Annotated in this window: 24 protein-coding genes; 18 read left to right on the top strand and 6 right to left on the bottom strand. The window is 62.8% G+C overall.

The window, feature by feature from the left end:
- Positions 1 to 81: 81 nt before the first annotated feature.
- Positions 82 to 1,104, bottom strand: a complete 1,023-nt coding sequence (locus tag ACT6VE_RS01975) for an ABC transporter substrate-binding protein (RefSeq protein ID WP_444796938.1) — start codon at positions 1,102 to 1,104, stop codon at positions 82 to 84.
- Between the two features lie 222 nt (positions 1,105 to 1,326).
- Between ACT6VE_RS01975 and ACT6VE_RS01970 the strand changes: the two genes are divergently transcribed.
- The gene (locus ACT6VE_RS01970; protein ID WP_444796937.1) at positions 1,327 to 2,067 is read left to right on the top strand and encodes a response regulator; all 741 of its coding nucleotides are present in this window, start codon (positions 1,327 to 1,329) and stop codon (positions 2,065 to 2,067) included.
- On the top strand, positions 2,064 to 4,157 hold the full coding sequence (locus tag ACT6VE_RS01965) for a sensor histidine kinase (protein WP_444796936.1): 2,094 nt from the start codon (positions 2,064 to 2,066) through the stop codon (positions 4,155 to 4,157). Before ACT6VE_RS01970 ends, ACT6VE_RS01965 begins: the two co-directional genes overlap by 4 nt.
- A 103-nt stretch (positions 4,158 to 4,260) precedes the next feature.
- Here ACT6VE_RS01965 and ACT6VE_RS01960 read toward each other — a convergent pair whose 3' ends face one another.
- Complete coding sequence (locus ACT6VE_RS01960; protein WP_444796935.1) at positions 4,261 to 4,767, bottom strand: NUDIX hydrolase; 507 nt, start codon at positions 4,765 to 4,767, stop codon at positions 4,261 to 4,263.
- A gap of 198 nt (positions 4,768 to 4,965) precedes the next feature.
- Between ACT6VE_RS01960 and ACT6VE_RS01955 the strand changes: the two genes are divergently transcribed.
- On the top strand, positions 4,966 to 5,538 hold the full coding sequence (locus tag ACT6VE_RS01955) for a dual specificity protein phosphatase family protein (protein ID WP_444796934.1): 573 nt from the start codon (positions 4,966 to 4,968) through the stop codon (positions 5,536 to 5,538).
- Between the two features lie 28 nt (positions 5,539 to 5,566).
- On the opposite strand, the gene ACT6VE_RS01950 is transcribed toward ACT6VE_RS01955, so the two are convergent.
- From ACT6VE_RS01950 to ACT6VE_RS01940, 3 genes are all read right to left on the bottom strand, one after another.
- Positions 5,567 to 6,970, bottom strand: coding sequence for a sensor histidine kinase (locus tag ACT6VE_RS01950; protein ID WP_444796933.1), 1,404 nt, complete (start codon positions 6,968 to 6,970; stop codon positions 5,567 to 5,569).
- Positions 6,967 to 7,623: a response regulator transcription factor gene (locus tag ACT6VE_RS01945; protein WP_444796932.1), complete on the bottom strand. Its 657-nt coding sequence runs from the start codon at positions 7,621 to 7,623 to the stop codon at positions 6,967 to 6,969. Before ACT6VE_RS01945 ends, ACT6VE_RS01950 begins: the two co-directional genes overlap by 4 nt.
- A gap of 119 nt (positions 7,624 to 7,742) precedes the next feature.
- Positions 7,743 to 9,380: a phosphoethanolamine transferase gene (locus tag ACT6VE_RS01940; RefSeq protein WP_444796931.1), complete on the bottom strand. Its 1,638-nt coding sequence runs from the start codon at positions 9,378 to 9,380 to the stop codon at positions 7,743 to 7,745.
- 169 nt (positions 9,381 to 9,549) lie between these two features.
- Between ACT6VE_RS01940 and ACT6VE_RS01935 the strand changes: the two genes are divergently transcribed.
- From ACT6VE_RS01935 to ACT6VE_RS01900, 8 genes are all read left to right on the top strand, one after another.
- Positions 9,550 to 9,693, top strand: a complete 144-nt coding sequence (locus tag ACT6VE_RS01935) for a hypothetical protein (RefSeq protein ID WP_444796930.1) — start codon at positions 9,550 to 9,552, stop codon at positions 9,691 to 9,693.
- 288 nt (positions 9,694 to 9,981) lie between these two features.
- Complete coding sequence (locus ACT6VE_RS01930) at positions 9,982 to 11,325, top strand: enoyl ACP reductase FabMG family protein (protein ID WP_444797436.1); 1,344 nt, start codon at positions 9,982 to 9,984, stop codon at positions 11,323 to 11,325.
- A 261-nt stretch (positions 11,326 to 11,586) separates the two neighbouring features.
- Positions 11,587 to 11,829: a BrnA antitoxin family protein gene (locus tag ACT6VE_RS01925; protein ID WP_444796929.1), complete on the top strand. Its 243-nt coding sequence runs from the start codon at positions 11,587 to 11,589 to the stop codon at positions 11,827 to 11,829.
- A 91-nt stretch (positions 11,830 to 11,920) separates the two neighbouring features.
- Positions 11,921 to 12,124 (top strand): hypothetical protein, encoded by a 204-nt coding sequence (locus ACT6VE_RS01920; RefSeq protein WP_444796928.1) that lies wholly within the window; start codon positions 11,921 to 11,923, stop codon positions 12,122 to 12,124.
- Between the two features lie 286 nt (positions 12,125 to 12,410).
- Positions 12,411 to 12,620, top strand: coding sequence for a cold-shock protein (locus tag ACT6VE_RS01915; RefSeq protein WP_069058179.1), 210 nt, complete (start codon positions 12,411 to 12,413; stop codon positions 12,618 to 12,620).
- 132 nt (positions 12,621 to 12,752) lie between these two features.
- Positions 12,753 to 12,977, top strand: a complete 225-nt coding sequence (locus ACT6VE_RS01910) for a hypothetical protein (protein WP_444796927.1) — start codon at positions 12,753 to 12,755, stop codon at positions 12,975 to 12,977.
- A 33-nt stretch (positions 12,978 to 13,010) separates the two neighbouring features.
- Positions 13,011 to 13,391 carry a DUF6481 family protein gene (locus tag ACT6VE_RS01905; protein WP_444796926.1) on the top strand — a complete coding sequence of 127 codons (381 nt, stop codon included), beginning with the start codon at positions 13,011 to 13,013 and terminating at the stop codon, positions 13,389 to 13,391.
- A 110-nt stretch (positions 13,392 to 13,501) separates the two neighbouring features.
- Positions 13,502 to 14,527: a fatty acid desaturase gene (locus tag ACT6VE_RS01900; protein WP_444796925.1), complete on the top strand. Its 1,026-nt coding sequence runs from the start codon at positions 13,502 to 13,504 to the stop codon at positions 14,525 to 14,527.
- A gap of 111 nt (positions 14,528 to 14,638) precedes the next feature.
- Here the strand turns inward: ACT6VE_RS01900 and ACT6VE_RS01895 are convergent, their stop codons facing one another.
- Positions 14,639 to 15,541, bottom strand: a complete 903-nt coding sequence (locus ACT6VE_RS01895) for a LysR family transcriptional regulator (protein ID WP_444796924.1) — start codon at positions 15,539 to 15,541, stop codon at positions 14,639 to 14,641.
- 258 nt (positions 15,542 to 15,799) lie between these two features.
- On the opposite strand from ACT6VE_RS01895, the gene ACT6VE_RS01890 reads away from it, so the two are divergent.
- Genes ACT6VE_RS01890 through ACT6VE_RS01860 form a run of 7 tightly spaced genes read left to right on the top strand, consistent with a single transcriptional unit; the run spans position 15,800 to position 23,893 of the window.
- Positions 15,800 to 17,314, top strand: a complete 1,515-nt coding sequence (locus ACT6VE_RS01890; RefSeq protein WP_444796923.1) for a leucyl aminopeptidase — start codon at positions 15,800 to 15,802, stop codon at positions 17,312 to 17,314.
- 27 nt (positions 17,315 to 17,341) lie between these two features.
- Positions 17,342 to 18,247 carry a proline iminopeptidase-family hydrolase gene (locus tag ACT6VE_RS01885; RefSeq protein WP_444796922.1) on the top strand — a complete coding sequence of 302 codons (906 nt, stop codon included), beginning with the start codon at positions 17,342 to 17,344 and terminating at the stop codon, positions 18,245 to 18,247.
- Between the two features lie 24 nt (positions 18,248 to 18,271).
- Positions 18,272 to 19,933 carry an ABC transporter substrate-binding protein gene (locus ACT6VE_RS01880; protein WP_444796921.1) on the top strand — a complete coding sequence of 554 codons (1,662 nt, stop codon included), beginning with the start codon at positions 18,272 to 18,274 and terminating at the stop codon, positions 19,931 to 19,933.
- 42 nt (positions 19,934 to 19,975) lie between these two features.
- Positions 19,976 to 20,971: an ABC transporter permease gene (locus ACT6VE_RS01875; protein ID WP_444797435.1), complete on the top strand. Its 996-nt coding sequence runs from the start codon at positions 19,976 to 19,978 to the stop codon at positions 20,969 to 20,971.
- Positions 20,971 to 21,942, top strand: a complete 972-nt coding sequence (locus tag ACT6VE_RS01870; protein WP_444796920.1) for an ABC transporter permease — start codon at positions 20,971 to 20,973, stop codon at positions 21,940 to 21,942. Before ACT6VE_RS01875 ends, ACT6VE_RS01870 begins: the two co-directional genes overlap by 1 nt.
- Positions 21,939 to 22,898, top strand: a complete 960-nt coding sequence (locus tag ACT6VE_RS01865; RefSeq protein WP_444796919.1) for an ABC transporter ATP-binding protein — start codon at positions 21,939 to 21,941, stop codon at positions 22,896 to 22,898. Before ACT6VE_RS01870 ends, ACT6VE_RS01865 begins: the two co-directional genes overlap by 4 nt.
- The gene (locus ACT6VE_RS01860) at positions 22,895 to 23,893 is read left to right on the top strand and encodes an ABC transporter ATP-binding protein (protein ID WP_444796918.1); all 999 of its coding nucleotides are present in this window, start codon (positions 22,895 to 22,897) and stop codon (positions 23,891 to 23,893) included. The genes ACT6VE_RS01865 and ACT6VE_RS01860 overlap by 4 nt, the downstream gene beginning before the upstream one ends.
- The last annotated feature ends 61 nt before the right edge of the window (positions 23,894 to 23,954 follow it).

Genomic DNA, 23,954 nt, shown 5'->3' with positions numbered 1-23,954 from the left:
GCGCGAACGAGACACGGCGGGGCCATCGGCCTGCTTGCGAGCGGCGCGTTCACGATTTCGGAATTCGGTTGGTGTTAGCGGTCAGTTCGTCGCGTTGATCACCGCATCGAACCGTTCGAGCAGCCGACTTCGTTCTTCCGGCGAGCCGAAGGTGGCGAAGTCGTAATCGACCATCTTGATCAGCGAGATATCGGGCGCTGCCAGCGGCAGGACCGATTTCGCATTGGACGGTACCTGGTTCTGGCCGGACGCCGCCCCGGTGCCCTGACCTTCCGGGCTCAGCGCGAAATCGACGAAACGCTTTGCCTCCTCCGGATGCTGCGCGCCCTTGACGATGCTGACGGCGCCGATCTCGTAGCCGGTGCCCTCGCAGGGCGCGACGATGACCAGCGGCGAGCCCGCCTGCTTCTGCGTGACGGCGTCATGCATAAAGGAAATGCCGATCAGCGTTTCGCCGCGCGCTGCAGCCTTGACCGGCGCGGAACCGGCTGTCGTGTACTGGTCGATATTGCGGTTGAGCGCTGCGAGGAACCGGAAGGCCTCATCCTCGCCGAAAAGCTGCACCAGTGTCGCGAGCGTCGTAAACGCGGTGCCGGAAGAATTCGGATTGCCGCTCTGGATGCGGCCGCGATAGGCGATGTCCGTCAGGTCCTTCCAGCAGGTCGGGGCCGGCAGCTTCAGGTCGCGCAGCAGATCGGCATTGTAGGCAAAACCGAGCGCTCCGGCATAGATGCCCGCAGAACGACCGCCGGACATCGCGAAAAAGTTCTGCGCCCAGGGCAGCATGTCGCGCTCATGCGCCGGCTGGTAGGGTTCCAGCAGGTCTTCGGATCCGCCCTGCAAATGGGTGTCACCCGTGCCGCCCCACCAGACGTCGACGGTCGGGGCCGCCTTCTCCGCGCGGATCTGGTTGAGGATGTCGCCGGTGCTCTTGCGGGTCATCGCGATGTCGAGGCCGGACTTGGCCTCATAGGCCGTCTTCATCGCGGCGCACCACGCCTCGTCAACACCGCACAGCACGGTGAGCGATGGGGCCGTCATGCCGGCTGTGGCACTGCATAGCCACAAAGCCACGCCCGCGCCGAATGCGGTGATGCCTCTCACGATGTTCCTCCCATTTGGAACGATGAACGTCCCAATCTCCGCAGTCAGGATGTCATATCTGCCGCGCGCCGCAACCCGCAGAATGGTTACTGTTCTTACAGCGTCGGACAGGATCCGCATGGCAAAAATGACAAAGATTACAAATGTGACAATGCGCATAATGCGAGGCCGCTTTGAAGATTGTGACAGCCCCGCCTATGATGGGCGCGGGAGGACGTGCATGTGTTGAATGACAGGATACGGATTCTGATCGTCGAGGACGATCCGGATATGGCGGAGCTGATCTCCGACCTGGTGGAGGCGGAGGGCTGGATACCCTTGACCGCGCCCTCGGCGGAAGAGGCGACGGGCGTGCTCGCCCGCGAAACGGTGCATCTGGTGCTCGTGGACCATAACCTGCCCGGCACCTCCGGCCGCACGTTTGCCCAGCGCCTGCGCGCGCAGACCAATATCGGCATCGTCATGGTAACGGCCGCAGGCAGCGCTGCGGACCGGGTGCTGGGGCTGGAGACGGCGGCGGATGATTATGTCGTCAAACCCTTCGAGCCGATCGAACTGACCGCGCGCATCAAGGCTGTGCTGCGCCGGACGATCCCGTCGCTGAAGCCTGAGCGGGAGATAGAGCGCGAGCATGAACCGGCAGCGCTGAAACTCGGCGACTGGTCGGTCGATCTCAAAAAACGCCGTGCCGCTTGCCTGAGCGATCCCGCCAAATCGCTTACCAGCGCCGAGTTCGCCCTGCTCGAAATCCTTGCCGAGACACCGAACTTGCCCGTCAGCCGCGCCCATATTCTCGACCGGCTCGGCGCGGAGAGCGAACGCTATATCGACCGCAACGTCGATGTGCTGGTGCTGCGCCTTCGCCGCAAGATCGAGCGCAACCCGGACCTGCCGCGCCACATCCAGACGCGCCGCGGCAAGGGCTACATGTTGAGCACGGACGAGGGTGAGCCTTCGCCGTGATCAGCCGCCCCTTCCTCTCGTCCATCGCCTTCCGGCTGCCCTTCGCCATCGCCTTCATCTGCGTGCTCGTGTTCAGCCTGGCGACCATCGCGGTCTACGGCCTGCAGCGCGCGCGCGAGGAAATGGCGGCCTATGGACTGCAGGCGTTTTCCAGCCTCGCCAAGGCCTCGCTCGTCTCACGCCAGGTCTCCGACCTCGTGTCCAGCGCGCCCTTCCTGATGAACGCAACCTCACCCTACCGGGTCTCCAGCGAAAGCCGCGCCGTTGTCGCGCAGGTCGATGCGCTGCTGCGCACCATGCAGCCAGGGCGCAACGAGAAAGCCGTGAAGGGTTTTTCCGGTGGCCGTATCGTCGATTTGCTGGAGACGATCCGCACGCAGACGACGGCGCTCGCCGGCGACGCGGACGCTGCCCAACAGCACAAGGCGGAGGCTGCCGCAGCACTCGGCGAGATCGCCACCGGCGGCGGCATAACCGACACCGACTTCCGCCGGCGGCTCAATGGCATCGTGCAATCGGCCTCGAATTCCGACAGTCTTTTCCAGCTCGGCGAGCTGCGCCGCCGATACGTCGCGGAAACCACGTCCCGCCTCGAAGCGGCCGCGCCGGATGTGCGTGTTTCCACCGGCGAGCTCGTGCCCTACGAGCGCGTCTTCGAAGCGCAGACCCGCTACCTGCTCGAAATGTTCTCCATCCGCGCTGCCGTGGGGCGCCTGCATTCCGTTTCCCGTGACCTCTCGCACGCGACCGAAACCCAAAGCGAAGCCGTCGCCCGCGGGCTCAATGAAGACCTCGTCTCGACCTCCGATGCGCTGAGCCGCCTGCTCGTCATCGTCGCCTTCGCCGCGCTGCTCGTGCTGGTGATGGCAATCTTCTCCATCCGCTCCGTCATGCGCGTCTCGCGCGGCATCGGCGCGCTGTCCAATGGCATGAATGCGCTGGCGGAAGGACGCAAGGACGTCGAGACGCCGACCTATAACGGCACGGAAACGGAGCTGGTGCGCCTGCTCGAAGCCTTCCGCGCCTTCCGGGAGAGCGTCGAGCGCGTCTCGCAACTGCGGCGCACGGCGGAGGCGGCGGCCCGCACCATCCGCTCCACCTTCCGCACCATGAACGAGGGCATTGCGCTGTTCGATCCGCGCGGCCGGCCGATCACCATGAACCGGCGCGTCATCGAGCTGGTCGGCTGGTCAGGCTCGGCGAGGAAACTGCCGCTGCGGAAATTCGTCACCCCCCTGCCGGAGATCGATCCAGCGCTGCTTCCGACGGAAAACGATGCCGGCCTGCTCGACGACCGGTCGGTGCTGCGCCATCGCTCCGAGGCGGGCCATGTGACGGAAGTGTCGCTGTCGCGCCAGCCGGATGGCGGCATCGTGCTGTTGGCGCGCGATATTACCGACATGGACCGGCAGGAGGCGGAGGCTGCAAAAATCCAGCGCCTCGATGGCATCATGCGCATGACCCACCAGGTGAGCCATGAAGTCGGCAACATGATCGGCATCATCACCGGCAGCCTCGGCTTGCTGGAACGCGAAACCGGCTTCAACGACCGGCAGAAGCGCCACCTCGCCCGCATCCGCAAGGCGGCCGACAGGGGCCGGTCGCTCGCCGGCAGCATGCTCTCCATCGGCAGCCAGCAGCCGATCCATCCGGGCGCGGTGGAGATCGGCGCCCTGCTGCGCGGCATGGCCGACGTGCTGGAAATCGCCATCGGCGAAAAATGCCGGCTTGCCTTCGAGATCGCCGATGCGCTGCCCACCGTCCTCATCGACGCGGCGCTCTTCGAGCAATCGATCCTCAATCTCTGCCTCAACGCGGCAGCGGCCATGCCGGCCGGCGGGACAATTCTTGTTCGTTGCGCCGGGAACGACGCCGGCGTCACGGTGTCCGTCATCGACAACGGCATCGGCATGTCGCCGGAGGCGGTCGATCGGGCGTTCGAGCCATACTTCACGACACGGGACGACGAAGGCGGTGCGGGTCTCGGCCTCGCCGTCGTCTATGGCTTCATGCGCCAAAGCGGCGGCGACGCACGGATCATCTCCACGCCGGGAAAGGGAACGACGATAGAATTGGGGTTTCCGGTTTGACGTCGCACGCTCTCCGGCCGCGTGCCCCATGGCTGTCCCGCAGACCGGATTTGTCGCGATGGCGGTTCCTATGTCAGATCGAAGCCTTCGAAGGTCGCGATCTTCAGCGCGGCACGAATTCGACGAGCAGGGATTTGAGTTCGATTTCGCGAACGCGCCGGGCTGCCTCGTCCGGGCTCACCCAGGCAAGCGTCCGCTCGGCCTTCTCCTTGAACCTGTCAGCAACCTCTGTCACTTCGATCTGGTAGATGTCCACGATACAGGGTGCGACATCACCATCGTCCAGCACCTTCAGATAGGTGTAGTGTCCGACCGATGCTTTATTGACCTTTCCGCGCACGCCAGCCTCTTGAAAGGCCTCAATCACTGCGGCCTGGTGCGGTTTCTTGCCCTTCATCGGCCAGCCCTTGGGGATGATCCAGCGGCCGCTGTCGCGCGAAGTGACCACGAGGATTTGAATGCCGCTGCCATCGGGCAAATAACGGAAACAAAGGGCCGCATATTGCTGGCGAAAGGCGCCGGAAAACAGCTTTTCCGGCGTTGCAGCGAGTTGCTGCAACAAGGTCTTGGGCTTATCCGTTCGCCCCTTTGCCTTCCGCGTGGCTTTCAAGATTCTTCTTTCCGCAGGCTGTGTCCGGTCGGGACCCTTTAGAGCAAACTTCCTGTAGTTCAAAACGGAACGATGAGCCTGTATTTGCTCAGCCCCCCAAGCTGGAGAGGTGAGGCTCGGGTCAACTCCTGCCGTTCGTTCAGCGCCCTGTCAGGACACGCCGTCAAAGAGCGTCCCATACAAATTGGGTAACGCTCCATGCACACGTTGTTAAAATGGTTTGGAATTTTGTCCAGCCTGATCGGCCTTGTCCTCGCAGCCTATCTCGTCGCAATCCAGCTCACCGGGAATTTTGCAGCGGTTCTGGCTGGCGAGCTTTATCGCTCCAACCAGCCCACCCCTGCCCAAATTACCGGCTATGCCGCAAACTACGGCATCAAGACGATCGTCAATCTGCGCGGCAGCAAGAAGAATGCCGCCTGGTATCAGGAAGAAATCGCCACGGCGCGAGCACTCGGATTGACCCATATCGATTTCGATATGGCGGCGAACCGGGAACTCAGCGTCGATGAAGCGCGCCAGCTGGCAACCCTTCTTCGCGATGCGCCGAAACCGCTGCTCATTCACTGCCGCTCCGGCTCCGATCGCACCGGCCTCGCCTCGGCCATCTATCTCAACCAGGTCGCGAATGTCGACAAGGAGATTGCCGAATGGCAGCTTTCCCTTCGTTTCGGGCATATCGGCATTCCATTCGTCTCACCGGCCTATGCCATGGATGAAAGCTGGGAGCGATTGGAGAAGGGTTTCGATCGTGCCCAGGAACCTTCGTAAGACTGTTCCCCTGTCGAGCGCTACCGCTTCAGCGCGAGTCGGAAAACACGATCTCGGCCTGAAATCCGTCCGCCTGCCCGGGAATGGGCGAGGTCAGGATGAGGCCCGCCCGCATCTGCGCAAGCAGCCTGTCGGCGATGGAAAGGCCGAGCCCCGAGCCTGACGCCAATGTCCTGCCGCGCGAAAACCGTTTGCGCACGGCGACAAGTTCGGCATCGGACATCCGGGTCGCGCCATTGCGGATGCGCACATTGCCGGCCGCCGTGAGGTGGATGCCGACCGGCTCGTCGGGCCGCCCGTGCAGAAGCGCGTTTTCGATGAGGTTGCGCAGCACAATGGCAAAGGCGTCCGCGGCACCTTCGCATGTTCGCGACCCCGCAAGATCACGCGTGAAACGGATACGGTCGCTGTCCTCGGACGCGCGCTGGAAGTCGGTGACGACGACGCCGACGACATCCGCGACATCGAAGGTGGTTTCGGTCACGCCGATCCCGGCTTCGGCGCGGGCGAGCTGAAGCAGCTTTTCGGTCAGCTTGGTGAGTTTCTGCAGGGAGGCCTCGATCTGTCGGGCGCGCGCACCTATGGGGGAATCCTTGAGCTCCGAGAGAAGAAGCTGGGTCTGCGCCAGCGCGCCGGCAATCGGCGTGCGCAGCTCGTGCGCGCTGTTCGAGGTGAATTCCCGCTCGGCGGCCAGCACGTCGCGCAGGCGGGAAAGCAGCAGATTGACCGACCGCAAGATCGGCCGCAGCTCCTGTGGCAGGCTGACCTCCTCGATGGCCGCGAGATTGCCGCCGTCCTTCTCACCGATCGCCGCCCGCAGCGTTTCGACCGGCCGCAGCACGCGGCGCACGACGAACCACACGGCAAGAACCGTGACCGGCACGATGAGCAGGACCGGCAGGAGCAGCGCCAGCGAGCCTTCGACCACGGCCTCATGCCGCTCCTGCGCGGAATAGGTCACCTGCACGAAAATCGCCCCGTCGCCCGTCGACGCCGTATAGACGCGACCGTCCTCGCCGTCGAAAAAGCCGACCTTCAGCGGCGCATCGAACGGCTCACCTACAGTCGCATGGGAATGCAGGAGCACGCTGCCAGCTTTGTCGCGCACCTGATAGGTGAGGTTCCCTTCGCCGGGTTCCGCGCGAAACGAGCCGCTTCGTTCCCGCGTGCCGAGATCCTGCTGGTGGCGCAGGTCATCGACCGCGAGGGGCACCAGGCGCTCCGCCGTTTCCTGAAGGGCCCCGTCGAAAATTTCGCCGAACTCGTCGCGCATGACGAGGGCGCCAAAACCCACGGCAACGAGCCAGAGAGCGGTGATGATCACGGTGATCCACAGCATGAGCTGGCCGGCAAGGCTTTTCGGCGTGAAGGCCCCCTGGCGCAACGACGGACGGGGCACGGTTTTCTCCGTCTCCAGATGTTGATCTGTCATCGTCCCAACCTGTAGCCGATCCCGCGCAGCGTCTCGACGCAATCCTTGCCGAGCTTCTTGCGCAGCCGGCTGACATAGACCTCGACCGTGTTGCTCTCGATCTCCGAGCCAAAGGCGTAAAGCGCCTCCTCGATCTCTCCCTTGGAGACGATGGCGTCCGGCCGCGTGGCAAGCCGCGCCAGCACCGCCCATTCGCGGCTGGACAGATCGACCGGCGTGCCGTCCCGCACCACACGACGGTCGGCGAGCTGGATCGTCAGCGGCCCGGCCTCCAGCACGGGAAGCGACGCGCCGGCATAACGCCTTGCAACGGCGAGCATGCGGGCACCGAGTTCACCGAGATTGAACGGCTTGACGAGATAGTCGTCGGCTCCGCTGTTCAACCCCTCGATCCGGTCGGAAATCTGGTCATGGGCCGTCAGGATGATGATCGGCGTGGCTGCACCCGCGCGGCGCAGGTCCTTTAGCAAGGTCAGGCCGCTGCCGTCCGGCAGGCGCAGGTCGAGCAGGATCAGGTGGTAATCGACCGTTCCGGTCGCCGCCCGGCCGTCATCCAGCGTCTGCATCCAGTCGACGGCATGGCCAAGTCCGGCCACATAGTCCCGCACCGCCTCGCCCAGAACGGCATCATCCTCGATCAGCAGAATTCTCAAGCCCCGGGCTCTCCGCATTGCAGTGGCTATGCCTGCATGCGCCCTTGAGGTCATGCCGCGTCACCTTCCGAGTGCAAAGACTACACGGGGACGGCGGCTGTTGCCACCATCCTTCCCGTTCAGGATGACGCACCAAGCCGGCAGTTGGACACGAGATCCAGCGCCGGATCGCGCACCTTGGTCTCCACCTGCATCATCCCGAGCACCGTATGGAACAGATTGTCATGCGATTGCGGCTTGCTCGTTTCCGCATCGAGGCACGCGCCGGAATAGGCCGCCTTTGCATCCTTGCCGAGCCACAGCACGAACGGCACATGGGTCTGCACGTCGGGGGCGATCATATAGGGTGCACCGTGCAGATAGAGGCCGAATTCCCCGAGCGATTCGCCATGGTCGGACATGTAGAGCATCGACACGTCGAGACGGTCCTGTTGCGCCACAAGCCGATCGATCACGCTGGCGAGAATATGGTCGGTATAGACGATCGTATTGTCATAGGCGTTGACGATCTCCTCCAGCGTACACTCGGAGAATTCCGCACTCCGGCAGTCCGGCGTGAAACGGCGGAAGGCGTCAGGATAACGTTCGGAGTAAGCCGGCCCGTGGCTGCCGATCTGGTGCAGCACGAGCACGGTGTCCTTTTTGACCGAGCCGATCCAGGTGTCGAGATTGTCGAGCAGCGCCTGGTCCTGGCATTCGCCGGCCTTGCAGTATTGCGGGTTGCCGCCCTCGATGACCGAGCGCTCCTTGACGCGCGCGGCAATCTTCTTGCTCCCGGTATTGTTGTCCCACCATTCCACGTCCACGCCGGCATGGGAGAGCACGTCAAGCAGGTTCTCGGTCTCCAGGCCCTTGCGGTGGGTATATTCGGTGCGTGGATAGACGGAGAACATGCAGGGGAGCGAAACGGCGGTCGCCGTGCCGCAGCTCGTCGTGTCGCTGAAATAGCGGATGTCCTTCGTCTTCAGTTCTGGATTGGTCTCCCGCCCGTAACCGCCGAGCGAGAAATTCGCAGCCCGCGCCGTTTCGCCGGCAACGACGATCATCAGCCGCGGCTTGCGCTCGTTCAACGGCGCATCCCCCACACGGGCATCGACACCCAGCGGCGCGGCCACCACATTGCGCTCCGACGACTGGCCGGCGGCAAATTTCACGGTGTTCGCCAGCGGTACGACAGGGTTCAGCATCTGGAACCAGTCACGGTGGTTGCGCACGGTCGCCGCATAGACGCGGGCGTGCGAAAACCCTGCGACGAGCGCGATGACGACCATCGGCACGATGACGGTGAGGTTGGCGCGTACCTTCCAGAGGAAGGGCCGGTGACGAATCTTGACCCAGAGGAGGAGCGCCGAGGGCAGCGCGCCATAGACCAGCATGTGGAGCAGGAAGCCAGGCGTGATCATGTGGCCGGCCTCCGCGCTGTTCGTCTCGGCGGCGTTGCGGATCATCTCGGTATCGATGATCACGCCGTAGCGATCCATGAACCAGGCGGCCGCCGCACTTGCCAGGATCAGCAGGATGAAGAGCGGCTTCATCACATATTTCAAAGAAACGGCAACGCAGAGCGCGATGTAGAGAGAGGCGACGCCGATGGCGATGGAGGCGAAGGTCGTCAACCTGCCATCCAGATAGAGCCAGCCCTTCGACCAGAAGCTGCCATTCGTCACGGCCAGCAGGTAAAGTGCCGTCAGCATGCTGATGGTGATGCTGCCGAACTCTGGCCGCCACAGGGCGGCACGGCCGGTTTTTTCGCGCATCGGATATCCTTTCACGTTCCGTCGGGCGAAAGCGCGCCAGCGCGCGTCGCTCCCTGCCCCTTCCCTGCCGAGGCAAGCTGACAGCCGGCTGAACGTGTCCCCATACCGGCGTTCAGCGCGGTGTCAGGTTCAAGGCCGATATGTCGGCCAGTCGAGTACGAGGTGATTTGTGAAATCGAGACTGCTGCACCCGGGAATGCTGTTCATCACAGCCTTGGTCGCCCTGGTTTTCGTGATACCGCTCGCCCAGGTGCTATTCTCGCGACCGCATGGCGAAAGCCTGCGGCAGGTCCTGATGCTGCGCGCGGGCTAGAAGCCAAAACGGCATCTTCCAGGGTCTTGATGATTCTCGCGGCTTCCGCGCGCAACAGGGGTCTCGTGTCGGGAGAAAGCGTTTTTCACCGGATCAAAATAGAGGCTGCAACGCCTGCTCTATGCTCCGCGGGCGCCGGTGATGGCGGCGCAAAACCCCTCCCCGCATTCACGCTTTGAATTACGGTGATACCTAAAGTCAGTTCCTATTTGGGTCAGATATGTGCAGTGCTTTTTACACATTGTTTATTTGGTTGCTCTGCGACCAGGATTCGAGAGAACTGGCACTATGGAAAATCCGATTCCTTTGACGCAGATTCCGCAGGAAAACATCTTCCGCAAAGGCGATGTCTTCGTTCTGTTCGGTGAACTGTTCGGGCGTGGTTATGCCACCGGCCTGCTTGACCAGGCCAAAAAGGCTGGCATGGAGATCATCGGAATCACGGTTGGACGGCGCGGCGAAGACAACGCCCTGCGGCCGCTCAACGATGAAGAGCTGCTAGCGGCAGAAACCCAGCTGGGCGGCAGGATTATCAACGTGCCGGTCATGGCTGGCTTCGACCTCGATGCCCCCGCCGGTGAAGCCACGCCAACCGATCTTCTCGGAGCGTTGACGCTTGAGACGTGGGAAGACGAGAAGCTTGACTGGTCGCATATCGACAGATGCCGGGAAGCCGGCGTCGAACGGTTCAAGACATCCCTGTCGCAGGTCATGACCATTCTCGATGGCATGATTGATGACGGCAAAAACGTTTTCTTCGCCCACACGATGGCCGGCGGGATCCCGAAGGCCAAGGTGTTCCTGGTGATCGCCAATCGCATCTACAAAGGGCGGGGCGCTCGGCACATGTCGTCGCAGACATTGCTCGATAGCGATATGGGCAAGCTCATTCTCCAGAATTTCGATGAGGTCTCGGCAAACACTTTCCGCCATCTCATTGATACGAGCGCAGGCATCCGGGCTCGCGTCGAGGCCTCCGGGGGTCAGGTCCGTTATTCGGCCTACGGCTACCACGGGACGGGCATTCTCGTGGGGAAAGAGTACCGCTGGCAGACCTACACGAACTACACCCAAGGCTACGCCAAGATGCGCCTCGAGCGTATTGCGGGAGAGGCATGGGCTGCAGGCATCAAGGCGACGGTCTACAACTGCCCTGAAATTCGCACCAATTCGTCCGACGTTTTCGCAGGCATCGAATTGCCCCTCATTCCTCTTCTGCTTGCCTTGAAGAAGGAAGGCGGAAGCGAATGGGCTGCGGCGCAATGGCAGGCGTGCCAGGAACTTCTTGCCGAGCCATTCACGATCGAAGACGTTCTGCAGAAAATCAGCGATCTGCAGACGAGTGACGTGATGCGACCCTTCTACGATTTCTCGTCCTGGCCAATGCCCAACAGCCCGGGCCAGTCCGACCTCACGATCGGCACGTCGAACGAGATTACGGCGATGCACAAGGACGGCAAGGTCCTCATCTCCGACCACCTCAGCCGGCTCGTCGTAGAGGCGACCGGGCGACTGATCTTCCGGTCGTCATCCGCGCCATCGGGTCCCGCTCTGTGGCTCAATCACGACATTGTTGCCCGCACGCTGAACGAGACCAACACGGCGAACCAACATAGCCTGGAGGCGGCATAGGCCGCCGCTGCGCAGTCGAAGCAGCGCTTACCTAAAACGCAACCTGCTCAGCCCACGCTGCGACACAGGCCCGTGTCTGAACAGCGGCTGATTGAATGCAGGAGCGCGGTCCTTTGGCCCGCGCGCTATAGCTTCCATCCGTTATCCCGGCGCTGAAGTGCGGATGCTCGTCCCTTTCCGGAACGAGCATCTCACACGCTTCGCTCGACATCCTCTCCAGAAGGATGGCACAAACGAATCAGCAACGAAAAGGAAGCAATCATGGCAACGACACCACGACGACCGACCAATCCGAAGGATGCTGCCGAGGCGCTTTTCAGGCCGGTGAAGAAGGTTGCCGCACCAGCGGTCGAACGCCCTGCGATCCCGAATACGAAGGAACTCGTGTCCTTGAAGGTCGATAGTGATGTGTTGGCGTTTTTCCAGTTGGATGGCCCCGGCTGGCAGGATCGGATCAACGATACCTTGCGAGCCACCATGAAGCAGTCGGCGGATCGCGGCTGAACAGGATGTAACCGGCCTGTCGATGTCGACGGACGCGACAGAGCCGGGCCAGCACGGGGTCACAGCGTTGGACGACGATGAGGAGGGCATAATGGCCCTCATGAAGTTGGCGGTTGAAGCGCCGAAGCGCGACAACACCGAATATCACCACGCCATTGCCGAGTTCCGACGAGCGTTCGCCGAGGCTGATGCGGCCTTGGGGCCTGAGGTTCAGGTCCGCACGAAAGGCAAGTGGAAGCAGAACGGCAACTACGTGCTGAAAATGACATTCAAAAGAAAAGCCTCGAGCGACTGAACAGAGACCACGGGAATCGAAATCCGCCGACGCCGGACCACGCGCCCAAACCACCCGCGGAACCTGGATCTGGGTGTGTGCTCATGATGTCATCGGGGCAAAAGAAAACTAATGCTAGACAAGTCCGTACCGCTGCGGTAGGGTGACATATCGAATTTGCTTGCTGAGCTTTGGTTATTGCGCGATTAGCACCGCGCCCTGAACGAACCTTCCTTTCAAAATCGTCATCATCATCCGTCGCGCCACGGCGTAGCGGTTTCTCAATGTTGCTATGAAAGGGTTCATTATGACCACTGGCACAGTTAAATGGTTTAATTCCACCAAGGGCTTCGGCTTCATTCAGCCTGACAACGGCGATGCAGATGCATTCGTCCACATCTCGGCCGTCGAGCGCGCAGGAATGCGCGAACTCGTCGAAGGCCAGAAGGTCAGCTTCGAACTGGAGCGCGACAAGAAGTCGGGCAAAATGTCGGCTTGCAACCTCCAGGCCGCTTAAACGGATAGGCGCTTTCCTTTGACCACGGATGTACTGGCACTGTCGAAAGCACGTTAATCCAAGCAAGGCCAGGCGGTTAGCCTGGCCTTTTTGTTTCCTGCTCGCTTGTCGAGCCTCACGACGGGAACACGCATGACGGAAAAATACAGCATCTCGCGCCAGAAGGCGGAGGCTGCCTTCAGCAATATTCAAACGCAATTCTTCGCGAAAGATAAGGCCGTGGAGGAACTTGCCTCCCTCACCCAATCGCGCGAGGAAAAGACCCTGCGGCTTCGCGAGGCACGCCTTGCGAAGGAACTCGATGAACGCGCGTCGGCAACATCTGCCCTCATCGCAAAACGCGCGCAGCCGAGATGAGACCCCAAGAACAATTATAGTCAGGACGACGACTTGAAGAACTCTAGAGATAACCAACTTTCCGACCGCCGCACGGCGGCTGCAGATGCAAAAGCGGCCCTTCTGAATGCCTATCGTGCAGCGCAGGTCGCCGCCGAGCCAGCCAAGGCGGCACGCCAGGCGGAGCGCGCATCGATTGCCGCGGCACGCGAAGAACGTCGCATTGAGCGCGAGCGGGTAAAGCTGGAAGAACAAGCGCGCGCCGAGACCGAGGCAGCTGCGCTGCAAGCGGCCGCACAGGCTGCCGCGCAGGCAGAGGCGGATGCGCGCGAGCACGCCGAAAAAGCACGTGTTGCACGCGTGATTGAAGACGAAGCGGCGCGAAAGGCAGCACGCGACCAGCGTTACGCCAATCGGAAAGCGCGCCAAGCATAATTTTCCTATGGCGACAGGATTTCCCGAGCCTTCATGCCGCTAAAGATCGCATCACCTTCAACCGCGAGCTGACCAACCGGACAGAAAGACGCCGACCGCTGATGAACTCGATGAACGCAACCCCCCCCAACGGCGTCGCTCTTGAAAAACCCTGGCTCAAAATCCTGTCCGCCTATCGCAAGCCCCATCTCGGCCGAAGCACGTTCGAACTGGCCGTGACGCTTGTTTGCTTTGCCCTCCTCTGGACCGCCGCATGGGCCTCGATACACTTTGGCTACTGGCTCGGCCTGGTCCTCGTTCTACCGGCGGCGGGGTTTCTTCTCCGCCTCTTCATGCTGCAACATGATTGCGGCCACGGCTCCTTTTTCGGCCGGCGTCGCCTCGATGACTGGACAGGCCGGGTGATCGGCGTCCTGACGCTGACACCCTACGACTATTGGCGCCGCGCCCACGCGGAACACCACGCCTCGGCCGGCAATCTGGATGAACGGGGCGTCGGCGACATAACGACGCTCACCGTCGCAGAATACGCGGCTTTGACGCGCCGAGGACGGCTCGGTTACCGCCTCTACCGGCATCCGCTCGTCATGTTCGGTATCGGCCCTGCCTGGCTCTTTCTCTTCAAGCAGAGGCTGCCGTTCGGCATGATGAAGTCCGGCGCGCTGCCATGGGTTTCGACTATGGCAACAAATGCCGTGATCGTCGCACTCGCCGCGCTCCTCATATGGGCCGTCGGATTGGTCCCGTTCCTCCTGATCCATCTGCCAATCGTGCTTCTTGCGGGATCGGCCGGTGTCTGGCTGTTTTACGTTCAGCATCAGTTTGAGGAAACGCACTGGTCAAAGCCTCCGGAGTGGACATTCCAGCACGCAGCCCTGCATGGAGCGTCGCACTACGACCTACCCCGTCCATTGCGCTGGATAACCGGCAATATTGGCATGCACCATATCCATCACCTTTCGAGCCGCGTGCCCTTCTACAGGCTGCCGGAGGTTCTGCGGGATCATCCTGAACTGGCGGATCTTGGGCGCATAACGATCAGAACAAGCCTGAGCTGCGTAAAACTCATCCTCTGGGACGAAGCATCGCAACGGTTGGTGTCTCTCAAAGAGGCAAAAGCGCTCCGTACCGCATAGCGGATTTCGACACTGGATCGATCGCCATCGTGAAGCGATGAGCGTCATCGCCGCGCTGCGGGAACGGGCGTATCGGCGGTGAGAAAACCAAGCGGGGCGCGCCCTCTCCCGCTAAGTGATATCCATTGCCCGTTTGTGTTCTGCGACCTCGGCCAGCAGCCAGTCCTGAAACAGCCGGGTGCCGGGCTTGTTGCCGATGCTGCGGCGCTGTTGCAGGTAGTAGCCGGCGGGATAGGCGTGGCGGGCGGCAAAGGGGGCGACGAGCTTGCCTTGGCGCAGGAGATCCTCCGCCATGATGGTATCGGCCAGCGCGACGCCCGCGCCGTTCATCGCCTCGCGCATGATGAGCGTGCAGTCGTGCAGGGTGGAGCCCGACGGCGAGCGGTTGTCGGAAACACCCTCCTGCCCCAGCCATTGTTTCCAGCGCGTGGTCTCGCATTCGTGGATCAGGTGATGGCGCAACAGGTCGTTAGGCGAACGGAGCGGGATCGGGCCGTCCAACAGGGAGGGCGCGCAGACCGGCGTCAGTAGAAGCGGCACCATCATCGTCAAGGCCGGGCCTGCCTTGTAGACAAACTCGTCAACGATTGCGAAATCGACATTGGTCCGCTTGCCGGAGGTGGAGATTTCGAGATCCACCGTCGGGTGCTGGCGACGGAAGCTCGGCAGCCGATCCGCCAGCCAGAGATTGAGGAAAGTCGGCTCGCACATGAGCTTGACCGGCCGCGACTTGCTGCTGCGCGGCCCGTCGTAGAAGCTGACATCCTCCGTCGCCCGCCAGATCGCCTCGAAGGCCTCCGAAAGGCTGCGCGCATAGTAGGACCCCCGCATTGTCGGCGTCACCTGCCGGAAGCCCCGTTCGAACAGCTCCTGGCCGAGGGTTTTTTCCAGCGTGCGGATGTGTCGACTGACGGCAGACGCCGTCAGATGCAGCTCCTCCGCCGCATCCTTGATGCTGCCGAGACGCGCGGCGGCCTCGAAAGCCCGCATGCCATTGAGTGAAGGTATTGCCATAAAAAGAGCATGGATTATCACCTGAGTTTTTGTCAATCGATGTGGATGAAATTGACGCTTGAACGTTGCACGATATCCATTTGAGATAGCTCCCTAAGTCGCCATGGGGAAACGGTTATTCGGCCTCTGGCACCATCTCGCTATCTGCGGTGGTCGGCTTGTGGCGCAACCGTCGCGTTTCGGATCGGCAAATAGCCGTTTCCGGGCGATGGTGCGTGCTGCGGCGGCCACCGGCATTGCTACAGGAAGTATGCCCAGATGCCTCAATCGCCAGCGCCGGTTTTTAAAGCGGCAGACGACGTATCCATCGAAGCCCCGGTCATCGTGATCCTGCAAGCAGAGGGGCAGGCCCTCGGTCCGCGCGCTGCGGCGCTGGATGCGGCCATGGGCGGTATCGTCTCGCGTGCCTGTTCCGCGCCTGCGGCGCTTTCCGAATGCGGCGCCTGCATCGATCTCGTTCCGCCGCGCGCTGTTTCGGCGCGACGCGTCGTCGTGCTTGCGCTCGGCAAGGCGGACAGCCTGACAGCATTTGCCCTGGCGCAAGCCGGCGGCGGGCTCGGCGCGCATCTGGAAGACAAGGGCGAAGACGAGGCGACAATTCTTCTCGATCCGATCGAGGGCACGAACCTTGCGGCATCGGACATTCTGGCACGCGTCGCCCTCGGCCTGCGGCTGCGGCGCTACCGTTTCGACCTGCGCAACACAAAACCGGTGGCGGCGGCTGACAAGGCCTGGCGGCTACAGCTGGTGGGCGCGGACACGGCGGCGATGGATGCGGCCCTCGCCCGCGTCAATGCCGTGGCGGAGGGCGTGGAATATGCCCGCACGCTCGTCAACCTGCCGCCCAACCATCTCCATCCCGACAGTTTCGCTGCGCATCTGGAGCCGCTGCGGGACGCTGGCATCGAGGTGGAAGTGCTCGATGCGGCCCAGCTGAAGGAACTCGGCGCGACGGCGCTGCTTGCGGTTGGTGCCGGTTCGGTGCGGGCCCCGCGGCTCGCGGTCCTGCGCTATCGCGGCGAAGGCTCGAGCGATCAGCCGCTCGCCTTCGTTGGCAAGGGCGTTTGTTTCGATTCCGGCGGGCTCTGCATCAAGGGCGGCGCGCAGATGTTCGACATGAAGGCCGACATGGCCGGCGCGGCGGCCGTCGTCGGCCTCCTCCTGGCACTCGCTAGACAGAAGAGCCCGGTGCATGCCATCGGCGTGCTCGGCATTGCCGAGAACCTGCCGTCCGGCCATTCACTGAAGCCCCGCGACATCATTTCCACCCTGTCCGGCCAGAGCGTGGAAGTTTTCGACACCGACGCGGAGGGCCGCCTGATCCTCGCGGACTGTCTCTACTATGCGGCGACACGTTTCGAGCCGTCCGTGATCGTGGATCTCGCGACGCTAACCTATTCGGTGATGCGTGGCCTCGGATCGATCTTTGCCGGCCTGTTCAGCACGGACGATGCGATCGCTGGTAGCATGATCGCCGCTGGCGAGACGGTCGGCGAGCGTTTCTGGCGCCTGCCGCTCGACCACGCCTATGACGAGGGCCTGAAGTCGCCACTGGCGGACTTGCGCCACCACGCCAAGGACATGGAAGACGGCGACGCCCCCTATGCCGCGGCCTTCCTGCGTCATTTCACCGAAGATCGCCCCTGGGTGCATCTCGACATCGCCGGCAAGGAACTTGCAGGAGAGGATCGCCCGCTCGGCCGGCAGGGGGCAACGGCCTTCGGCGTGCAGATGCTGGAAGAATGGGTACAGGCCAGCCGCAAGGACGCTTGAGCGCCTTTGACTGGGAAAGGATTTTGAATGTCGTCGACGATTAACAGCACTGAAGGCCGGGCGCCGTTCAGGGGATATGAAACCTGGTACCGCATCAGCGGCGACCTCGGCGGCGACAAGCTGCCGGTGGTGATCCTGCATGGCGGGCCGGGCGTCGCGCACAATTATGTCGACGCCTACAAGCTGCTCGCCCGCGATGGGCGGGCCGTCATCCACTACGACCAGCTGGGCTGCGGCAACTCGACCCTGCTCCCGGAAAAAGGCGCGGATTTCTGGACGCCGCAGCTCTTCATCGCCGAACTGGAAAACCTCGTCGATCACCTCGGCATTCGGGGCGGCTTCCATGTGCTCGGCCAGAGCTGGGGCGGTATGCTGGGCGCGGAATATGCCGTGCTGCGGCCGGAAGGGCTCACCTCGCTGACCATCGCCAATTCACCCGCCTCCATGACGCTGTGGGTCGCGGAGGCGAACCGGCTGCGCGCCGACCTGCCGCAGGACGTGCAGGACACGTTGACGCGGCACGAAGTGGCTGGCACGACGGACCATCCCGACTATCAGGCGGCGACCACGGCCTTCTACGAGCGGCACGTCTGTCGCGTTGTGCCGTTCCCGCCCGAGGTGACGGCAAGTTTCGAACAGGCGGCGCGCAATCCCACCGTCTATACGCTGATGAACGGGCCGAACGAGTTCCACGTCATCGGCACCCTGAAGACCTGGAGCATCATCGACCGCCTGCCGGCCATCGACACGCCGACGCTGATCATCTCAGGACGCTACGACGAAGCCACGCCCGCGACCGTGCAGCCCTTCAAGGACGGCATCAAGGGCGCGCACTGGGAGATATTCGAGCATTCCAGCCACATGCCCCACGTCGAAGAACAGGATGCATGCATGCGGGTGGTGGGAAACTTCCTCAATCAGCACGACAAATAGAACAGATAGAAAAGGGGATCGAACATGAAAAAACTGCTTCTGACGGCATCGGCCGTCGCTCTCATGGCTGGCACTTGGCTGGCCCCGGCGCAGGCCGAATACCTCCAGGAACATCGCGGCGGCACCATGCGGCTTCTCGCCCGATCGGCGGCCGGCACGCTCGACCCGCACATCAACTACACGTCCCAGGGCTGGCAGATGTACCAGCCGATCTATGACGGCCTCGTCACCTTCCGCAAGGCCGAGGGCATGGACGGCTTCACGGTCGTGGCCGACCTCGCCGAGGCGATGCCGGAAGTCAGCAGCGACGGCAAGACTTTCACCTTCAAACTGCGCAAGGGCATCAAGTTCTCGACCGGCCAGGAGGTCGGCGTGAAGGATGTGGTTGCCTCGTTCCAGCGCATCTTCAAGGTCTCCGGCCCGACCTCCGGCACCTTCTATGCCGGCATCGTCGGCGCCGACAAATGCCTTGCCGACACCAAGAGCTGCACGCTGGAAGGCGGCGTGGTGGGCGACGAGGCCGCCGGCACGATCACCATCAATCTCGTGAAGCCGGATGCCGAATTCCTCTACAAGCTCGCCCTGCCCCATGCGGTGACGCTGCCAGCCGATACGCCGGCCGAGGACGCGGGCTCCGTGCCGATCCCGAGCACCGGCCCTTACATGATCTCCGCCTTCGACCCCAACAAGGGCATGACCGTCACGCGCAATCCGCATTTCAAGCAGTGGAGCGAAGACGCCCAGCCCGATGGCTATCCTGATGTCGTGCAATACGACTTCGGCCTCTCCGAAGAGGCGGCAGTGACGGCGATCCAGAACGGCGAAGCGGACTGGATGTTTGATTCGCTGCCGAGCGACCGTCTCGCCGAAGTCGGCACCAAATATACGGAGCAGCTGCACATCGCGCCGCTTTCGGCCTGGTGGTATGCGCCCCTCAATACGCGCCTTGCCCCCTTCGACAACGTGAAGGCACGCCAGGCCGTCGCCTTCGCCATCGATCGCAATGCGCTGGTCAAGCTCTTCGGCGGCAAGGTGCTCGCCTCCCCGGTCTGCCAGATTCTGCCGCCGGACTTCCCCGGCCATGTAGACTATTGCCCCTACACGAAGGATCCCGGCGCCAAGTGGTCGGCACCCGATCTCGAGAAGGCCAAGCAACTGGTCGATGAATCGGGCACCAAGGGCCAGAAGGTGACGCTCATCGTCGAGGATACCGCCGTCTCGCGCTCCATCGGCGTCTACCTGCAGAGCGTCCTGACCAGCATCGGCTACGTCGCCGACGTCAAGCCGATCTCGGCCAACATCCAGTTCACCTATATCCAGAACACCAATAACAAGGTGCAGATGTCGGTGACCCAGTGGTACAAGGATTACCCGGCGGCTTCGAACTTCCTGAACATCCTGTTCGGCTGCGCTTCCTTCCGCGAGGGCTCGGACGCCTCGATCAACATCGCCGGCTTCTGCGACAAGGACATTGATGCCAAGATGCAGAAGGCGCTGGATCTCGGTGTCACCGACCAGAAGGCGGCCGACGTGCTGTGGAGCGAGATCGACAAGCAGGTCACCGACCAGGCGCCGGCCATTGGCCTCTTCACGCCGAAGCGGCTCGACTTCGTCAGCAAGCGCCTCGGCAATTTCAAGTTCAACCGCCAGTTCGACTGGATGATCACCCAGTCCTGGGTACAGTAAGACCCGGCGGAGGCAAACTGCGTGTCGAATGAAGTCGTTGCCATGCAGCACGGGACGCGAGGGCCATGGGCCCTCGCTTTCGTGCGATTGAGGCGCAACGGGGCCGCCATGGTGTCCCTGACGGTATTTCTCATCATTGTCCTTTCCTGTCTCAGCGCGCCGCTCTATGCGCACTGGGCGGGCGTGGACCCGTTCACCTCGACCCTTGACGCCGTCATCACGGTCGATGGCGTAGAGGTTCCGGTGATGGAAGCCTCGACCGAGGGGCTCGGGCTCGGCTACACGCCGATCGGTCCCACCTGGGAACTCGGCAACTACTTCCTCGGCGCGGACAGCCAGGGCCGCGACGTCATGGCCCGCCTTCTCTATGGCGGGCTCAACTCCCTGATGATTGCGGCAGCCGCCACGATCTTCACGCTGACCGTCGGCACGACGGCCGGCCTCGTCGCCGGCTATTTTGGTGGAATTACCGACACCATCCTGTCGCGCCTGCTCGATATCCTCTGGGCGTTCCCGATCTACCTGCTGGCGATATCGCTTTCCATCGTCACCATCACCTCCGGCATCTCGATCGGGCCGATCCTCATCGAATCCGGCAGTCTCTGGCTGCCGATCATCATCATCGGCATCGTCTACATTCCCTATGTGGCGCGTCCCATCCGCGGCCAGGTCCTCGCGCTGCGCGGCAGCGAGTTCGTGCTGGCCGCCATCAATCTCGGCGTGCCCGGCTGGCGCATCCTCTGGCGCGACATCCAGCCGAATATCACCACGACGCTCATCGTCTTCGTGCCGCTGATGATGGCCCTGAACATGCTGACGGAATCGGCCCTCTCCTTCCTGTCGATCGGCGTGCAGCCGCCGGCGGCGAGCTGGGGCACCATCATCCAGGATGGCCAGGCGCTGCTTTATACCCGTCCACTCGTGGCGCTCGCGCCGGGTCTGGCAATCGCCGTCTCCGTGATGGTTCTCAACGTTTTCGGCGACGGCCTGCGCGATGCGCTCGATCCGCGCTCGAAAGTTCGACTGGGGCGCACCTGATGATCTACGCCATCCTGCGCCGCTTCGGTCAGATGCTATTCGTGATGTTCGGCATTTCCGTCATCGTCTTCCTGATCTTCTTCGCCACGCCGGGATCCGATCCCGCCGCGCGCATTGCCGGGCGTAACGCCTCGCCCGAGGTGCTGGAGGCAGTCCGCCACTCCTTCGGCTTCGATCGGCCGCTCTACGTACAATACGGCCTGATGATGCAGAAGATCTTCATCACCGGCGATCTTACGTCCTTCGTCAACCGCGGCTGGAAAGTGGTGCCGGCGGTGATCGACGCCATTCCGGTTACCCTGTCGCTCGTCTTCGGCGCGGCGATCCTGTGGGTGGTCGTGTCGGTGATCATCGGCATCGTCGCGGCAGCGACGCGCGACAGCTGGCTGGACAAGCTGCTGATGGCGCTCGGTCTCATCGGCATTTCCATGCCGGTCTACTGGCTCGGCGAGGTGATGAACCTTATCACCCAGAGCCGCTATCATGACAGCTGGCTGTTCTCCTGGGTGCCGCCGCTCGGCTACAAGCCATTGATGAGCGACCCGAAGGGCTGGTTCCTCACCCTGGTCATTCCGTGGATCACGCTGGCCGTGCTCTATATCGGCATCTACGGGCGCGTGCTGCGCGCGGCGATCATCGAATCCATGCAGGAGGATTTCATCCGCACCGCCCGGGCCAAGGGCCTGTCGGAGAGCCGGATCCTGCTGCGCCATGGCCTGCGCACCTCGCTGATCTCCTTCGTCACCCTGTTCGGCCTGGATTTTGGCGCGCTGGTGGGCGGCTCGGCCCTCCTGACCGAGGTGGTCTTCGGCCTCAACGGTATCGGCAAGCTCACCTATGACGCGATGCAGAACCTCGACCTGCCGATGATCATGACGACCGTGATGTATGCCTCGATGTTCGTGGTGATCGCCAATGCGGTGGTCGATTTCGTCTATATCCTTCTCGATCCCCGTGTGAGGACGTCATGATGCTCTCCGTGCGCGACCTCAAGGTAACGTTTCGTACCGAAGGCGGCCTGGTGCGGGCCATCGATGGTGTCTCCTTCGATCTCGACCAGGGCGAAATTCTCGGCGTCGTCGGCGAATCCGGCTCCGGAAAGACCGTTTCGCTTCTGGCGGTCATGGGGCTCATCACGGATCCCAACGCCACGATCGAGGGCTCGATCCGCTACAAGGGCCAGGAACTGATCGGCATGCCGGCGCGCGAGTTCAGGCGCCTGCGTGGCCGCGAGATCGCCATGATCTTCCAGGATCCGATGACGGCCCTGACGCCCGTCTATACGATCGGCTGGCAGATCGCCGAACAGATCCGTGCCCATGAGAAGATCAGCAAGGCGAAGGCGCTGACGCGGGTGGAAGAACTGTTGGCGGAGGTGAACTTCCCCAATCCGCGCGAGGCCATGTCGCGCTATCCGCACCAGCTTTCCGGCGGCATGCGCCAGCGCGCGGTCATCGCCATGGCACTGTCGTGCAATCCGGCACTGCTTGTCGCCGACGAGCCGACGACGGCGCTCGACGTCACCGTGCAGGCCGGCATCCTCGATCTCGTGCGCAAGCTGCGCACCACCCACAATTCCGCAGTCGTCTTCATCACGCATGACATGGGCGTGGTGTCCGAACTCGCCGACCGGGTCATGGTCATGTATGCCGGCCGCGTGGTGGAGCGCGGCAGCCGTGCGACGCTGTTTTCCGACCCGCGCCATCCCTATACGCGCGCGCTGCTCGGCTCGATCCCGCCGCTGACCGGCGACAAGCCGCATCGCCTGCCGGCCATTCCCGGCTCGCCGCCCTCGCTGCTGCGCCTGCCGCAGGGCTGCGCCTTCGCCCCGCGATGTCCTTTGAGCTACGCCCCCTGCCTCACCGAAAAACCGGCCCTCCCCCATGGTCCGCACGCTGCCGCGTGCTTCCGGGAGGTGCAAGCATGAGCGACGCGATGACAGACAACGACCGGCCGATCCTCGAGACGCGCGCGCTCGGAAAACGCTTCTCGATCGGCACACGGTTTTCCGCGGAAGGCCGGCGGACTGTGCATGCGGTCGACAACGTCTCGATTGCCGTGCGGCGCGGGGAAACCCTCGGCCTCGTCGGGGAATCGGGGTGCGGCAAGTCCACCCTCGCCCGCTGCCTTGTGCGGCTCTACGACGTCTCCGACGGCAAGCTGTTGTTTGAAGATGAAGACATCACCTCCAAGCCGCTTCGCGAACTGCGGCCGCTGCGCCGGCGCCTGCAGATGGTCTTCCAGGACCCGTCCGCCTCGCTCAATCCACGCCGTCGCGTGGGCGATCTCGTGGGCGAGCCGCTGCGCATCCACACGAAACTCTCGGCTGCGGAAATCAACCGGCGCGTCGCGGAACTGTTCGAGATCGTTGGCCTGCTGCCCGACCATGTCGGGCGCTATCCGCACGAATTTTCCGGCGGGCAGCGCCAGCGCGTCGGCATTGCGCGGGCCATCGCACTCAATCCCGATCTCGTCGTGCTGGATGAACCCGTTTCCGCGCTCGACGTCTCGGTGCAGGCGCAGATCGTCAATCTGCTCGCCGATTTGCAGGAAAAGCTGAACCTCACCTATATCTTCATCGCCCACGACCTGTCGGTGGTGCGCCAGGTCTCGACCCGCATCGCCGTCATGTATCTCGGCTCGATTGTTGAGGAAGGGCCAGCCGAAGCGGTCTTCGCCGCACCGGCCCATCCCTACAGTCAGGCGCTCATTTCGGCGGTCCCGATCGTCGAGAAGACGCCCGGCGGCACGCGCAAGCGCATTCTTCTGACAGGCGATGTACCAAGCCCGCTCAACCCACCCTCCGGCTGCCGCTTCCATCCCCGCTGTCCGATCGCCAAGGATCGCTGCCGCACCGAGCGGCCCGAACTGATCTCTCACGGTGCCGGCCGAAAGGTCGCCTGCCATTTCCCGACGATCTGATGCGAGACCATGGCCTCTCGCGGCCTTGAATCCATGACAAAAAAGGGGCCGTGTGTGAACA

This window comes from Shinella sp. (assembly GCF_052438155.1).
GTDB lineage: Bacteria > Pseudomonadota > Alphaproteobacteria > Rhizobiales > Rhizobiaceae > Shinella.
This window is presented reverse-complemented; position numbering and strand designations above follow the sequence as displayed.

Bases quoted from the DNA above. Each gene is read 5' to 3' on its own strand.
- ACT6VE_RS01885 (WP_444796922.1), top strand. From the start codon at position 17,342: ATGTCGTCGACGATTAACAGCACTGAAGGCCGGGCGCCGTTCAGGGGA.
- ACT6VE_RS01915 (WP_069058179.1), top strand. From the start codon at position 12,411: ATGACCACTGGCACAGTTAAATGGTTTAATTCCACCAAGGGCTTCGGC.
- ACT6VE_RS01925 (WP_444796929.1), top strand. From the start codon at position 11,587: ATGGCAACGACACCACGACGACCGACCAATCCGAAGGATGCTGCCGAG.
- ACT6VE_RS01900 (WP_444796925.1), top strand. From the start codon at position 13,502: ATGAACGCAACCCCCCCCAACGGCGTCGCTCTTGAAAAACCCTGGCTC.
- ACT6VE_RS01955 (WP_444796934.1), top strand. From the start codon at position 4,966: ATGCACACGTTGTTAAAATGGTTTGGAATTTTGTCCAGCCTGATCGGC.
- ACT6VE_RS01880 (WP_444796921.1), top strand. From the start codon at position 18,272: ATGAAAAAACTGCTTCTGACGGCATCGGCCGTCGCTCTCATGGCTGGC.
- ACT6VE_RS01920 (WP_444796928.1), top strand. From the start codon at position 11,921: ATGGCCCTCATGAAGTTGGCGGTTGAAGCGCCGAAGCGCGACAACACC.
- ACT6VE_RS01895 (WP_444796924.1), bottom strand. From the start codon at position 15,541: ATGGCAATACCTTCACTCAATGGCATGCGGGCTTTCGAGGCCGCCGCG.
- ACT6VE_RS01860 (WP_444796918.1), top strand. From the start codon at position 22,895: ATGAGCGACGCGATGACAGACAACGACCGGCCGATCCTCGAGACGCGC.
- ACT6VE_RS01930 (WP_444797436.1), top strand. From the start codon at position 9,982: ATGGAAAATCCGATTCCTTTGACGCAGATTCCGCAGGAAAACATCTTC.
- ACT6VE_RS01870 (WP_444796920.1), top strand. From the start codon at position 20,971: ATGATCTACGCCATCCTGCGCCGCTTCGGTCAGATGCTATTCGTGATG.
- ACT6VE_RS01940 (WP_444796931.1), bottom strand. From the start codon at position 9,380: ATGCGCGAAAAAACCGGCCGTGCCGCCCTGTGGCGGCCAGAGTTCGGC.
- ACT6VE_RS01875 (WP_444797435.1), top strand. From the start codon at position 19,976: ATGCAGCACGGGACGCGAGGGCCATGGGCCCTCGCTTTCGTGCGATTG.
- ACT6VE_RS01910 (WP_444796927.1), top strand. From the start codon at position 12,753: ATGACGGAAAAATACAGCATCTCGCGCCAGAAGGCGGAGGCTGCCTTC.
- ACT6VE_RS01865 (WP_444796919.1), top strand. From the start codon at position 21,939: ATGATGCTCTCCGTGCGCGACCTCAAGGTAACGTTTCGTACCGAAGGC.
- ACT6VE_RS01890 (WP_444796923.1), top strand. From the start codon at position 15,800: ATGCCTCAATCGCCAGCGCCGGTTTTTAAAGCGGCAGACGACGTATCC.
- ACT6VE_RS01950 (WP_444796933.1), bottom strand. From the start codon at position 6,970: ATGACAGATCAACATCTGGAGACGGAGAAAACCGTGCCCCGTCCGTCG.